Source organism: Acinetobacter kyonggiensis, from assembly GCF_900107285.1.
Classification (GTDB): domain Bacteria; phylum Pseudomonadota; class Gammaproteobacteria; order Pseudomonadales; family Moraxellaceae; genus Acinetobacter; species Acinetobacter kyonggiensis.
In genome coordinates this window covers 23,883-36,988 of the sequence record NZ_FNPK01000026.1, presented here as the reverse complement: position 1 = coordinate 36,988, position 13,106 = coordinate 23,883, and the positions used below count along the sequence as shown (strand labels likewise).

General features: G+C 39.1%; 12 protein-coding genes and 2 pseudogenes. 8 read left to right on the top strand and 6 right to left on the bottom strand.

Annotation, left to right across the window (positions count from 1 at the left end):
- Positions 1 to 85: 85 nt before the first annotated feature.
- Positions 86 to 895: a hypothetical protein gene (locus BLV99_RS15300; RefSeq protein WP_244516338.1), complete on the bottom strand. Its 810-nt coding sequence runs from the start codon at positions 893 to 895 to the stop codon at positions 86 to 88.
- Between the two features lie 108 nt (positions 896 to 1,003).
- Between BLV99_RS15300 and BLV99_RS15295 the strand changes: the two are divergent.
- A pseudogene (locus BLV99_RS15295) lies at positions 1,004 to 1,882 on the top strand (helix-hairpin-helix domain-containing protein); the annotation flags it as partial.
- 463 nt (positions 1,883 to 2,345) lie between these two features.
- Here the strand turns inward: BLV99_RS15295 and BLV99_RS15290 are convergent.
- On the bottom strand, positions 2,346 to 3,410 hold the full coding sequence (locus tag BLV99_RS15290; protein ID WP_086164516.1) for an SDR family oxidoreductase: 1,065 nt from the start codon (positions 3,408 to 3,410) through the stop codon (positions 2,346 to 2,348).
- Positions 3,411 to 3,749: 339 nt separating this feature from the next.
- Here BLV99_RS15290 and ftn point away from each other — a divergent pair, with 339 nt between their 5' ends.
- The gene (ftn, locus tag BLV99_RS15285; RefSeq protein WP_086185035.1) at positions 3,750 to 4,214 is read left to right on the top strand and encodes a heteropolymeric bacterioferritin subunit Ftn; all 465 of its coding nucleotides are present in this window, start codon (positions 3,750 to 3,752) and stop codon (positions 4,212 to 4,214) included.
- A gap of 100 nt (positions 4,215 to 4,314) precedes the next feature.
- Here ftn and BLV99_RS15280 read toward each other — a convergent pair whose 3' ends face one another.
- Positions 4,315 to 4,887, bottom strand: coding sequence for a peroxiredoxin (locus tag BLV99_RS15280; protein ID WP_092692287.1), 573 nt, complete (start codon positions 4,885 to 4,887; stop codon positions 4,315 to 4,317).
- Positions 4,888 to 5,022: 135 nt separating this feature from the next.
- Here BLV99_RS15280 and BLV99_RS15275 point away from each other — a divergent pair, with 135 nt between their 5' ends.
- The 6 genes from BLV99_RS15275 to bioD all read left to right on the top strand — a co-directional run bounded on the left by BLV99_RS15275 (position 5,023) and on the right by bioD (position 10,104).
- Positions 5,023 to 5,346: a DUF6176 family protein gene (locus BLV99_RS15275; RefSeq protein WP_092692284.1), complete on the top strand. Its 324-nt coding sequence runs from the start codon at positions 5,023 to 5,025 to the stop codon at positions 5,344 to 5,346.
- 27 nt (positions 5,347 to 5,373) lie between these two features.
- Positions 5,374 to 6,093 carry an alpha/beta hydrolase family protein gene (locus tag BLV99_RS15270; RefSeq protein ID WP_092692282.1) on the top strand — a complete coding sequence of 240 codons (720 nt, stop codon included), beginning with the start codon at positions 5,374 to 5,376 and terminating at the stop codon, positions 6,091 to 6,093.
- Between the two features lie 95 nt (positions 6,094 to 6,188).
- Positions 6,189 to 7,496 carry an adenosylmethionine--8-amino-7-oxononanoate transaminase gene (gene bioA / locus BLV99_RS15265; RefSeq protein WP_092692280.1) on the top strand — a complete coding sequence of 436 codons (1,308 nt, stop codon included), beginning with the start codon at positions 6,189 to 6,191 and terminating at the stop codon, positions 7,494 to 7,496.
- Positions 7,493 to 8,662, top strand: coding sequence for an 8-amino-7-oxononanoate synthase (locus tag BLV99_RS15260; protein ID WP_092692278.1), 1,170 nt, complete (start codon positions 7,493 to 7,495; stop codon positions 8,660 to 8,662). The genes bioA and BLV99_RS15260 overlap by 4 nt, the downstream gene beginning before the upstream one ends.
- A 24-nt stretch (positions 8,663 to 8,686) precedes the next feature.
- The gene (gene bioC, locus BLV99_RS15255) at positions 8,687 to 9,466 is read left to right on the top strand and encodes a malonyl-ACP O-methyltransferase BioC (protein ID WP_092692276.1); all 780 of its coding nucleotides are present in this window, start codon (positions 8,687 to 8,689) and stop codon (positions 9,464 to 9,466) included.
- Positions 9,463 to 10,104 carry a dethiobiotin synthase gene (gene bioD / locus BLV99_RS15250; protein WP_092692274.1) on the top strand — a complete coding sequence of 214 codons (642 nt, stop codon included), beginning with the start codon at positions 9,463 to 9,465 and terminating at the stop codon, positions 10,102 to 10,104. The genes bioC and bioD overlap by 4 nt, the downstream gene beginning before the upstream one ends.
- A gap of 400 nt (positions 10,105 to 10,504) precedes the next feature.
- On the opposite strand, the pseudogene rluB reads toward bioD, so the two are convergent.
- From rluB to BLV99_RS15235, 3 genes and pseudogenes are all read right to left on the bottom strand, one after another.
- Positions 10,505 to 11,401 (bottom strand): annotated as a pseudogene (gene rluB, locus BLV99_RS15245) (23S rRNA pseudouridine(2605) synthase RluB); the annotation flags it as partial.
- Between the two features lie 41 nt (positions 11,402 to 11,442).
- Positions 11,443 to 12,033: an SMC-Scp complex subunit ScpB gene (gene scpB, locus BLV99_RS15240; RefSeq protein ID WP_092692269.1), complete on the bottom strand. Its 591-nt coding sequence runs from the start codon at positions 12,031 to 12,033 to the stop codon at positions 11,443 to 11,445.
- Positions 12,030 to 12,824: a segregation and condensation protein A gene (locus BLV99_RS15235; RefSeq protein WP_092692266.1), complete on the bottom strand. Its 795-nt coding sequence runs from the start codon at positions 12,822 to 12,824 to the stop codon at positions 12,030 to 12,032. Before BLV99_RS15235 ends, scpB begins: the two co-directional genes overlap by 4 nt.
- Positions 12,825 to 13,106: the final 282 nt, after the last annotated feature.

The following is a 13,106-nucleotide window of genomic DNA, read 5'->3' as shown; positions in this document are numbered from 1 at the left end:
TCAAAGTTAAGATGATGGTATGACAATTTTATATACTCCATAAACCCTTTAAATTAATTAGGTGGTTTATGTCGCACTTCAAGTTTTACTCTGCCAAGTTATCTAGTTTATTTGATTCTTGTTTATTAAAAAATTCTATATTAATTAATTTCTTAATGAGTATTTGAAGATCACTTATTAAAATTCTACTGCTTTTAAAAGTGTATCTTTTGCAGAGGTCTATTCGAATATAGTGTAGGCTTTTAGCGAGTTCACCTGGATTGTTATTGTTAAGTGCTTCATATAGTACTGCTATGTATGTTTTTAATAAAAATGATAGTTTGGTTTGTCGCTGCTTACCCGACTGAGATATAAAATTAGAAATTAAATAATAAACATCAGCATTCAAAATTCCTGATAAGTATTCAAGCCTTAGTGCAACAGTAGGTGAGAGAGAATGATCTTTAGCGTTGTCTACTGTCTCTGATTTGGAAAGGTCATAGTTGAACTTGAGAGAAACCTCGAATGGAATTTTCTCAGCCTTACAGGCTTCGTATTGAGGTTCAGTGAGAGTACACATGAGGAAAGATAGACCATCGACATTTCCGCCTTTGAAATAGCTCTCATCAATCATGTGCTTTATGAGCAAGCAAATCTGTTTATACCTTTCATTTGCATATTTAAATTTATTCTGCTGGCAAAGGTCCGCACGAATGTAAGTAAGGTTAAGAATTAGCTCGGTTGTATCATCATTGTTGAAAGGTGAATGGATCAGTTCGATGTACCGAATCAAGATAAGGGAAAGCAAGGGCTGTTGATCCGTGCTCTTAGAATCAATCCATTTTCTGACCAACTCACCGACACTAATAAACGTAGATAAAAAAATGAGCCTTTCGTCATGATTTATCACAGCCATTCTCTTTTTGATAGTTTCAACTAGTGAAGATGTTCTAGTTTTATATCAAAATTTCAGTTATTACAATAATATTTACATTATGAAAAGTTAGTTGTAAGGTGACACTTTGAAGTGATTCCTAAAGTTGAAAAAGTTTGGCCTGAATTTCGCCCTGATGATACGGTAGAAGTTCATTTACCTGAAAATTGTCCAGTCTGTGAGTCACCTGTGGTGATGCCCGAAGGTGAAGCATTGGCACGTTGTTCGGGGGGCTTATATTGTGCAGCGCAACGTATTGAAGCGATTCGTCATTTTGTTTCGCGTAAAGCACTGGATATTGAAGGTTTGGGTGATCGTTGGGTGGAATCTTTATTACACCTTGACCTATTAAAAAATGTCGCTGATATTTACAGCTTACATGAGCATCGTGAGCAATTGTTAACGATTGAAAAAATGGGTGAAAAGTCTGTTCAAAACTTATTTGATGCAATTGAAAAGAGTAAAAAAACCACCCTTGCGGCTTTTATTTATGCCTTAGGTATTCGCGGTGTAGGTGAAACTACAGCACGCATGTTGGCCAATACGTTTCAAACTTTGGAGGCATTACAAAATGCCGATATTGAAACGTTAAAGAAAACGCCTGATGTGGGGGAGATTACCGCAGAATGGATTATTGATTTTTTCCAAGCGCCGCATAATTTGGAAGTGGTGCAGCGTTTAATTGATGCAGGTATCCATTGGGATGCACCGATTGCACCAACACGTCAGCCATTAAATGGTGAAAGTTGGGTGATTACAGGCACGCTCAGCCAAATGGGGCGTGATGAAGCCACACAAATGCTGCAAGCTTTAGGGGCACGGGTGAGCGGTAGTATTTCGAGTAAAACCAAATGTTTGGTTGCAGGGGAAAAAGCAGGTTCGAAACTTGAAAAAGCTGAGAAGCTAGGTGTACAAGTGCTGAATGAGCAAGAGTTTATTGCCTTAATGACAGACTATGGGCAAATTTAAGCTGTATTGAATCTATAAAAAAGCCACTGATTTGGTGTAATGCTGATTGGTTAAGGGGTTTTTCAATTAACTCCTTAGCTTTTTAGTTATTCACGATGGAGTCTTATTTTTTAAAATTAAATGATCATCTTTCATCAGCTAAATCCCTCCAAACCTCCCTTTGAAAAAGGGAGGAGTGACACAAATTTAAATATTTATTTGATTCGTGATATTCCCCTCTTGAATAAAGAGGAGTTAGGGGAGATCTTTAGAATATTGAGATATTGATGAAAATTGGTATTACTATGAATAAGCCTAAATGAGAAGCCTCAAAATATATTTTGAGTTCGCATGAAAGGCATCATTTATTGCTCAAATTGTGGATGACGTTTTCGTGTTTCGAATAACACGATGAATTTAAAAAATAAAATGCCAGTCAATTTTTTAACTGACTGGCATTATTAATTCGGTGGCTTTTTTTAGCTTAAAGGTATTTTTTCACTACACCATCATCAAGCAGTTGTTGGAAATGTTCAACCAAACTGCTTTCAATATTATAGTATTCAATGCCAAATTCTTGCTTGCTCTTATCGGCATTGAAGTAAATTGGATAACCCATATTTAGTTCGACAAAGTCTTTAGAAAACCCGACCAATGGACCAAAAATTTTAAAAGCAGCTTTCGGTAAATGATTACGCGGGAACGGGAACTTATGACCAAAGTTTTGACGTAAAATTTTGCCCATTTCTAATAAACTAAGTGTGCCACCACTAATAATATAACGCCCTTGAGCATCGGCTTTAAATGCGGCATGGATATGCGCATCGGCAACATCGCGTACATCAACAATACCATTCCACATTGGCGGTACGCCTAAAAGCGTCATACCATTGGTAAATTGTTGCAAAACTTCGACACTACCCGATTGTGTATTTGGGGTTAGAGAAGGGCCAAGAACCAAAGCAGGATTGATACAGATTAAATCCCAACGGTTTTGTGCTTTTTGCATGTCCCAAGCTTTACGCTCTGCCATGACTTTAGAATAGGGATAAGGTTGATGGGTTTCAGAACTGCTGGTATTCCAATGTGACTCATCAAAGGCATTATTTTCGGTTTTTAGAATGTCGATCGCATCGCCATAGGTAGAGGCAATACTTGAAGTCACGACCACACGTTTCACTGACTCGGTTTTATTGACACTATTAAGTACATTTTCTGTACCTAAAACAGCCGGCTCAATAATATCTTTTACAGCATCTTTAAAGTTGGTGACGACAAAAGGCGAAGCCATATGTAAAACAATTTCACAGCCTTGCATGGCTTCATCAAAAGAATTTTCTTCCAGTAAATTGGCTTTAAAGAGTTTAAGTGTGCCTGTACTTTGCGCTGCAATTTTTTCCAAATGGGCAAAACCCGATTTTTTATTTAGATCACGGACAGTGGCATGTACCTGATGACCTTGTTCAAGCAGTTTTTGAATGACCCAACTGGCGATATAACCAGTTGCGCCAGTCACTAAAATTGGAGCTGTGTTTTGAGTTGCTGTCATTTTTAAGCCGTTATTGTTCTCAAGTCTATACGCATGATAGTCAGAAAAAAGTGGCTTGTCTTGGGCTAAAGATGAAACTTATGAGTCAAAAAAGATAAATCTGCATAGATCGTGATTGGTTACAAAAAATTATACTTTAAAAGAGAGCAAAAAATGATTCGGATTTGAGTCATAAAAACTGCAACAGCTTGTTTTCTAAATAGGAATTTGATGGTTTAAAGTGCAAATGCGTATGTTTCTCATTTTTATTTTATAAAAATCATTAACTTACATAATTTTTACTTTGCATTGATGGTTTATTTTGCCCATAATATTAAAAAAGGGTATGGAGTATTTGAAATGCGTGGCAATCCAGAAGTCATAGACTATCTAAATATGTTGATCGGTGGCGAACTGGCTGCTCGTGATCAATATCTCATTCATTCTCGTATGTATGAAGATTGGGGTTTAACTAAAATTTTTGAACGTATCGATCATGAAATGCAAGAAGAAGCAGCGCATGCTGATTCAATTATTCGCCGTGTCCTATTTTTAGAAGGCACACCGAATATGAATCGTGATGATATTGAAACAGGTGAAGATGTTGTCACCTGCTTAAAAGCAGATTTAAAACTGGAATATCATGTTCGTGATAAACTTGCGCAAGGTGTGAAACTTTGCGAAGAAAAAGGTGATTACGTGACGCGTGATATGCTTCGTCAGCAAATGTCGGATACTGAAGAAGATCATACCTATTGGTTAGAAAAACAAATTCGTTTGATTGAATTGATTGGTTTACAAAACTATATTCAATCACAAATGTAAAATTTTAATTTTACATAAAAAAAGCTCAGTTTTTACTGGGCTTTTTTTGTTGGTGCTATGAATGGTTACAACCGTGATTTAAATGATGAGTGATTTAAAATTATTTTTTAGAAAACTTTTGAATATCTGCTAAAACCTGAGCGGCATGGGACTGTGTGTTTACACTGTTGTAGTGATAAACAATGGTTCCTTTCGGATCAATTAAAAAGCTCTCTCGTTTTGCTATTTTAGTCACCCCTAAATTTCGCACAATACCGAATTGATTGGCCAATTGGTGCTTATTGTCTGCCAAAATAGGAAATGGTAAGCCTAATTTTTCGGAAAATTTTTGATGCGATTGCACATCATCTAAGCTGACGCCAAGAACAACGGCATTACTTTTTAAAAACTGTGGATACAGTGCTTTAAATTGATTGGCTTCTTGAGTACAGCCGGGTGAATTATCTTTTGGGTAAAAATAAAGCACCACCCATTTGCCTTTATATTGGCTCAATTCATGCCATTTTTGATTTTGATCCTGTAATTTAAACATCGGTGCAGGCTTGCCAACCCATTGCTTTTGTTGAGTATCAGTTTTGGTAAAAATAGAGTTTTCCGCATGGCTTAAAGTGGAAAACCCAACAGATGTGCTGATACAAACCAAGCCAATGCCAAAGAATTTTATATAGTTCATATCGTTTACTTTTTATTAGACGTGAACTCAGTTTAGCAGAGTTTAGAATGGTGCAGTGCTGGAAATTGCTCAGGTTTTTTGCATGAAGCAGGTATGTTATAAAGATGAATCAAAATTATAAAATAAGAGCAACGTATGGATGTTGGTGCGGTATTAATCAAATTAAAGCCTGCTACTTTGGATCATGTTGAAGCATGGAAAAAAGAACTGAATGAGCGTAAAGCTGAAGCGATAGAAACACTTCGGGCAGAAGGTGTGCATGTGGAATCGTGGTTTCACTTGGAATTAGACGGTCAAGATTATTTGTTAGCCTATATGCGAGCGGATGATATTGCGCAAGCTCAGCAAATAGGTCGAAATAGTCATTTCCCGATTGATCAGGTACATAAGCAATTTAAAAATAATTGGGCCAAGGTTTTTCCAGCAAAGTTATTGCTAGATTTTGAAAATAATGCTTAGTTTATATTTTTTAATTTGGGGCTGATTGTGAAACAACGTATTTTACTGATTACAGGCTGGGGTGGGGGCACGAATCTCCTTCATTCATTACAACAGGCTTTACAACAGCAGGGTCATCAAGTTGAGCTGATCAATATCTTTAATGCTTTTGATCAAGATGTTTTGCAACACAAGGCTGAATGGGCGCGTCAATTTGATGTGATCATTGGGTGGTCTTTAGGTGGGCAGCTTGCCAGTCTTTTGGTGGATGAAATTGAACAACACTATACTGAACAAAAAATTTTAATCACTTTGGCATCGAATCCTTGTTTTGTCGCCAATGACAGCTGGCAAACAGCTATGCCACCACAGACTTTTCAAGTGTTTAAACAGTCCTTTGAACAGGATGCAGTTGCAACACTGAAAAAATTTGGCTATATGGTTTGTCAGGGTGTAGAAAGTAGCAAAAAAGACTTCATCACCTTACAAAGTTTAATTCAGCCACAACAGTTTGATTTACTTAAACAGGGTTTGGAATTGCTGGAAAATTTAAATATTGTCGATATATTAAAAAATTATCAGGGCAAGCAGTATCATATTTTTGCACAGCAGGATGCCTTAGTTGATTGCAAAGTTGTGCAGAATTTCCAACAATTCGATGCAAAATTTTTGCATGTCGATTTAATTCAAGGTTCACATGGTTGTCCTGTCTTTAAAGCTGAACTCATAACTGACAAAATCTGCCAATATTTACAGAAAATTAATTAAACATGCTGATAAGTGGCAAATATCGCAATTTATTTTTTATCTGTGCGGGTTTAAGATCGACAAAATAGATTTTTGCTGTAGCTGTGGAGTTAAGGATGACTGAATTAAATGATCTGCAATTTGATCTTGAACACATCTGGCATCCCTATACCTCCATGACCAAGCCTTTACCAACCTTTAAGGTAAAACAGGCCTATGGCGCAACCATTGAACTAGAAGATGGTCGTCAGTTGATTGATGGTATGTCGTCTTGGTGGTGTGCCATTCACGGTTATAACCACCCAGAATTGAATCAGGCGGTAACCGATCAATTAAACAAGATGTCGCATATTATGTTTGGTGGTTTCACCCATGAACCTGCCATTGAACTGGGTAAATTGCTGCTCCAAATAACTCCGCCCAGTTTAGACAAAATTTTCTATGCCGATTCAGGCTCTGTAGCGGTAGAAGTGGCTTTAAAAATGGCCGTGCAATACTGGGTTTCGAAAAATGGATCATCGCAAGAGAAAAAAGAAAAGACCAACTTTGTCACACCACGTTCGGGCTACCACGGGGATACATGGAATGCCATGTCCGTCTGTGATCCTGTGACGGGCATGCATCAGATTTTTGGTTCAAGTTTACCAAATCGTATTTTTGTACCTGCACCGCAAGTCGGTTTTTATGATGAGTGGGATCAGGCCGATATTGCCGAACTGGAACAGACTTTGGCTGAACATCACCAAAGCATTGCAGGACTTATTTTAGAGCCGATTGTGCAGGGTGCAGGCGGCATGCGGTTTTACCATCCTGAATATTTACGTCAAGCCAAATTACTCTGCGAAAAATACAATATCTTGCTGATTTTTGATGAAATTGCTACAGGTTTTGGGCGCACAGGTAAAATGTTTGCATGGGAACATGCCCAAGTTGAACCAGACATTATGTGTATTGGTAAGGGTTTAACGGGCGGTTATATGACGCTTTCCGCCACCTTAACCAGTAAAAAAGTCGCAGAAATCATTAGTCAGGGTGAGGCAGGCGTGTTTATGCATGGCCCCACTTTTATGGCGAATCCTTTGGCATGTGCTGTAGCAGTCAAAAGTACCCAAGTGTTATTGGCGCAAGACTGGCAAGCCAATATTGAGCGCATCAAACAACAATTATCGACGTATTTACAGCCATTGTCGCAGCTTGACTATGTACAGGATGTGCGTATTTTGGGGGCAATTGGCGTGGTGGAGTTGACGTTTAATGTCGATATGAAAACCTTACAACAAGAATTCGTGCGTCGTGGCATTTGGATCCGTCCATTCGGAAAATTGGTCTATGTGATGCCGCCGTACATCATCACGGAAAATGAACTTAAAACCTTATTACAGCAATTGGTTGAAGTGGTTGAACAGATGGAGCATTCAGCATGAGTCAACTTGAGCAACATTTGGATCATTATGCAGCGCAACTTGAGCAATTAAAACAACAAGGTAATTTACGTCAATTCACTTCGAATATTCAGCACGGTCGCACGATTCAAATTAGCGGTCAAAGCATGCTGAATCTGAGTTCGAATGATTATTTAGGCTTAGCTGCTGATCTTGCTTTACGTGAACAATTTTTCGATCAAACGCCAAATGATTTACGTATCATGAGTTCATCCTCATCGCGTTTATTGACAGGTAATTTTCCTGCCTATGAACAGCTTGAGGCCAGTCTAACTCAGGCATTTCATGGACGGTCAGCGCTGTTGTTTAACAGTGGTTATCACATGAATATTGGTATATTACCTGCCTTGAGTGATGCAAAAACCTTAATTCTTGCCGATAAACTCATTCATGCCAGTATGATTGATGGCATTCGTTTGTCGTCGGCTAAATATGTGCGTTATCGTCATAATGACTTGGGACATTTAAGCCAACTTTTACAAAAGTATCATATCGATGAAAGCTTTGATCGCATTATTGTGGTGACTGAATCCATCTTTAGTATGGATGGTGATGAGACTGATTTAGCTGAATTGGTACGGATTAAGCAGCAATTTAGCAAAGTCATGCTCTATGTCGATGAAGCACATGCGATCGGTGTGCGTGGCGAGCGCGGTTTGGGCTGTGCTGAACAATATGGCGTGATCGATGAGATTGATTTTTTGGTTGGCACTTTTGGTAAAGCTTTAGCTTCCGTTGGTGGCTATTTGATTTGTCATGCCGTCATTCGTGATTATTTGATTAATAGCATGCGACCGCTTATTTTTAGTACTGCACAACCCCCCATTTGTATGGCGTGGACAAATTTTATTTTCCAAAAAGTTTTAGGCTTGAATCAGCAGCGTCAGCATTTACAACAGATCAGTCAGTATTTACAGCAAGCGGTACAAAGCAAAGGTTTTGATTGCCCATCGACCTCGCATATTGTGCCTGTGATTATGGGTGAATCGCAAAAAACAGTGAATAAAGCCAAAGTCTTACAACAGCAAGGTTTTTATATTATGCCTGTACGCCCCCCGACAGTGCCGCAGCATGGCTCACGTTTGCGAATTTGCTTAACTTCGCAACTGAATCAGGCTGATTTGGATCAGTTAGTTGCGTTGTTGTGAGTAATTTGCTGTGAGTGATGTATTGTGAAAAACCTCAATATTGATAAGGCCCAAGTGGCTCAGCGTTTTGAAAAAGCAGGACAAAGCTATACGCAGCATGCGGTGGTGCAAAAGCAAATTTGTCAGCATCTTGTTCAGTTAATGCAAAATTATTTGCCAAAAACAAAGCTTGATCGTGTTTTCGAAATTGGTTGTGGTTCGGGTAATTTAAGTCATTTATTGATGCAGAATTTTCAGTTCAATCAATTAATTTTGAATGATTTATATTCTGAAGTTCAGCAACATTTTTCTGAATCCAAGCAACTACAATGGCTCATTGGTGATATTGAACAGTTGCAATTTCCCCAAGATTTAGACCTGATTGTTTCTAGTTCTGCGTTGCAGTGGATGGTTGATTTAGATGCGATTTTTAATCAATGTTCAGATGCTTTAATGGGAGAGGGCTATTTTTGTTTTTCGACCTTTGGACAGCAAAACCTCAAAGAAATTAAAGCATTAACAGGGCAGGGTTTGGATTATTTGAGTCTTGACACGATTCAGGAAAAACTGCTTGTTCAGGGCTTTGATATTATTCATTTATCTGAAAATATCGAAACTTTAGCTTTTGAGCATCCTAAACACGTTTTACAGCATTTAAAAGCTACAGGTGTCACGGCAACAGCATCCAAGCATCGTTGGACAAAACAGTCGTTACAGCAGTTTTATTTAGATTATCAACAATTTTCAAATGTGGATTCGCTGGGGCAAATAACCTATTGCCTAAGCTATCATCCTATTTATTGTATTGCACGGAGAAAGCCATGAGCGCACCTGTATATTTTATCAGTGGTATTGATACAGGCATTGGCAAAACCTACACGACGGGTTATTTGGCAAAGTTATGGAATGAGCAAGGGCAAAAAACCATTACCCAAAAGCTGATTCAAACGGGTAATACTGATATTTCTGAAGATATTGAACAGCACCGTGAAATTATGGGGATGGGCTGGTTTGCTGAAGATCACAGCAAACTGACCATGCCTGAGATTTTTAGCTATCCGGCATCGCCACATTTAGCCACCCAGATTGATGGTCGTGAAATTGATTTTCAAAAAATTGCCGATGCAACGCAACAGCTGGCTGAAAAATATGATCTGGTGTTGCTTGAAGGTGCTGGTGGTTTGATGGTGCCTTTAACCACAGATTTACTGACCATTGATTATATTGCTGAGAAAAAATTCCCTGTGATTTTGGTCAGTTCAGGGCGTTTAGGCAGTATTAATCATACCCTTTTAAGTCTGGAAGCGCTTAAAATTCGTGGTTTAGCGTTGTATGCTTTGGCCTATAACTTAAATGATGAATCGCAAGATGCGCTAATTTCTCAAGATACAGCAGCCTATTTAAAGGCGTATTTAGTGAAGCATTTTCCAAAAGCATTGTGGATTGATATTCCAGTCCTTTAAATTTTTTCTTCTTTTTCAGTTGAAAAAATGGAAGGTATAAAAAAGCCACTCATTTGAGTGGCTTTTCTTTAAAGCGATTTAAGCATTAAAACTTCTTAAAGCCTTTATTGATACCAAAAGGTTTGCGTGGAGCAAATTTGTTTTCACCACGGTTTTGGTTATCCACCGTGTTACCGTTACGATCATTGTCAAAACGATTGCCACGGTTGTCATTGCGTTGTTCTGAACGATCAGTGCGCTGCTCTGAACGATCATTTCGAGTGTTAAAACGCTTGTCACCATTGGCTTCTGTGCGAACAGGACGGTTATTAAAACGGTTGTCGCCATTGGCTTCTGTGCGAACAGGACGATTATTAAAACGGTTGTCACTGCGCTGATCAGGACGCGCATTTTCAGTGCCAGTTTGGCGCTGGTCACGGCGTTGTTCAGGTTGTTGCGCTTCACCTTCACTATCGCGGCGTTGTTGACGTAAGTAGCCACCACGACGTGCAGCCAGTGGTTTGTCTTGCATACGTTCGTTACGGCGTTTTGCCATGCCGAAAAGCCCCGTCCCTTGACGTGGTTTTAACTCAACAGATTTGGTTAGGTTATCGATATCGTTTTTATCAAGTTCAATCCAGCGGCCCGTACGAAGTTCGCGAGGAAGAATCACCGTGCCATAACGAGTACGTAATAAACGGCTAACTTTTAAACCTTGTGATTCAAAAATACGACGAACTTCGCGGTTACGACCTTCTTTAACCACCACTTGATACCAACGGTTAATCCCTTCACCGCCAATTTCAGAGAACGACTCAAACTTAGCTGGACCATCATCTAGAACAACACCTTCAGTCATGTTCTTTTTGATTTGAGGTGTGACTTCACCCATCACACGTACAGCATATTCACGTTCAATTTCATTCGACGGATGCATTAAGCGGTTCGCTAATTCACCATCATTTGTGAACAATAATAAGCCTGTTGAGTTGATGTCGAGACGACCCACCATCACCCAGCGATCACCAGGAATAGATGGGAGTTGTTCGAATACAGTCGGACGAGACTCAGGGTCATTACGTGAACAGATTTCACCTTCTGGTTTGTAGTAAATGATCACACGACGACGAATTTCATCTTCAATTTGGAATTGGACTTTACGACCATCGATGCGAAGCTCATCAGTTGGTTCAATGCGTTCACCGACTTGGGCAACACGTCCGTTGATACTGACGCGACCTGCGGCAATGACTTCTTCCATATAACGGCGAGAACCCAAACCAACACGTGCAAGCACCTTTTGTAATTTTTCACTCATGACAGCATAACCTTAGAAATTATCATCAACAGTTCACCTATTTATGACTTCGGTGCGTGAGCATCGAGAACCATAAAAGCTTCCTTGGCATCCTGTAGGGGAGGCAGCTGACCTAAAGATGCTAGGCCAAATGCATTTAAAAATTGTGGCGTTGTAACTAACAACGCAGGTCTTCCCGGAAGCTCTCTGAAACCAGATTCTTTAATCCAGTTCCAATCAAACAATGATCTTAATATTTGACTATTGTTTGAAACTCCACGAATTTGTTCAATATCTGCTCGGGTTACCGGTTGATGATAAGCAATCACAGCCATGGTTTCGAGCATTGTTGGCGATAAGCGAGTTGGTCGCTCTGGCCAAACTTGAGTAATGATATTGCGATATTTGGCACGAACTTGAAAACGGAAACCTTCAGCAGTTTCAATAAGTTCGATTGATCTGCCATGCTGTAGCATAGCCAGTTGTTGTAAGAGCTGACGCAATTCTGGTTTGCTATATTGATTTTGTAATGCTTCTTTTAAGCGTGCAAGCGAAACAGCGCTTTCACTGGCAAAAATAATCGCTTCGAGTTGCATTAAAATTTCATGTTGATTGTCAGCAACAGACAGCGGCACGGTTTGCTGATCAGTCATACCCGCACTCCTTGAATCGCTAAAGGCGCTTCAATTCCTGTTGCAATAATATGGACTTTTTGTTGTCGTGTCAGTTCAAGAATTGCCATAAACGTCACGACCATGCCCATACGACCTTGGCTTGGTTTCAGTAAAGCATTAAAATGTAAAACTTCACCAGAGCGTAACTTATATTCAATAAAAGCGATGCGTTCTTCTAGCAGCACAGCTTCTTGTTGAATTTGGTGAATGATCGGTTCTGGTCGATTAAACACACAAAATAAGGCATCACGTAACAGACCGACATCATAGCCTTCGTTGTTTTGTGCCACTTGACCAAGGCTGATATGGGCTGCGAATGTATCACGTTCTAGAATGGGCAGTTGACCCAGACGTTCAGCGGCTTGTTTTACGCGTAAATAGGTTTCAAGGCGGTCAATTAATGCCTGTTTTGGATCTTTTTCAATCACAATGGATGACGTTGCTTTTGGAAGTAAAAGCCGAGATTTAAGATCGGCCAATAATGCTGCCATCACCATATAATCCGCAGTCAGTTCAATATTGAGTGACTTCATGGCATCCATATAAGACAAATACTGTGCTGCAATTGGAGCAATATCAAGTTGTAATAGGTCGAAACCACTTTTTTGAATCAGATAAATTAAAAAGTCGAGTGGTCCTTCGAAATGTTCTAAAAGAATTTCAAATGCAGCTGGAGGAATGTATAAATCCTCAGGAATCGATTCTTGCCACTCATCCAGAACACGGATGTGTGAAGTTTGCTCCATAGGATCATGGATGGATTGATTCATTACAGTTATAGGCCACGCGAATTTTCAAAGGCATGAAGATGCTATTTCGGATCAGCTTTCAGGATGGATAAGTATGATGAGAAAAAGCACAGAGTTAATGTGCGTAGTCTAAAGGAAAACACGCTTCAAATAAATTACCAAATCGAACAAAAGACAAAAAAACCTGAAAATAAATAGGGAATATTTATTTAAATGACCCTCATCAATATGATGTCATTGTTAGATATGTATTTTTTACTGGCATAAAAGAATTTATTTGCGCAATATAAAATTAAGAAAATC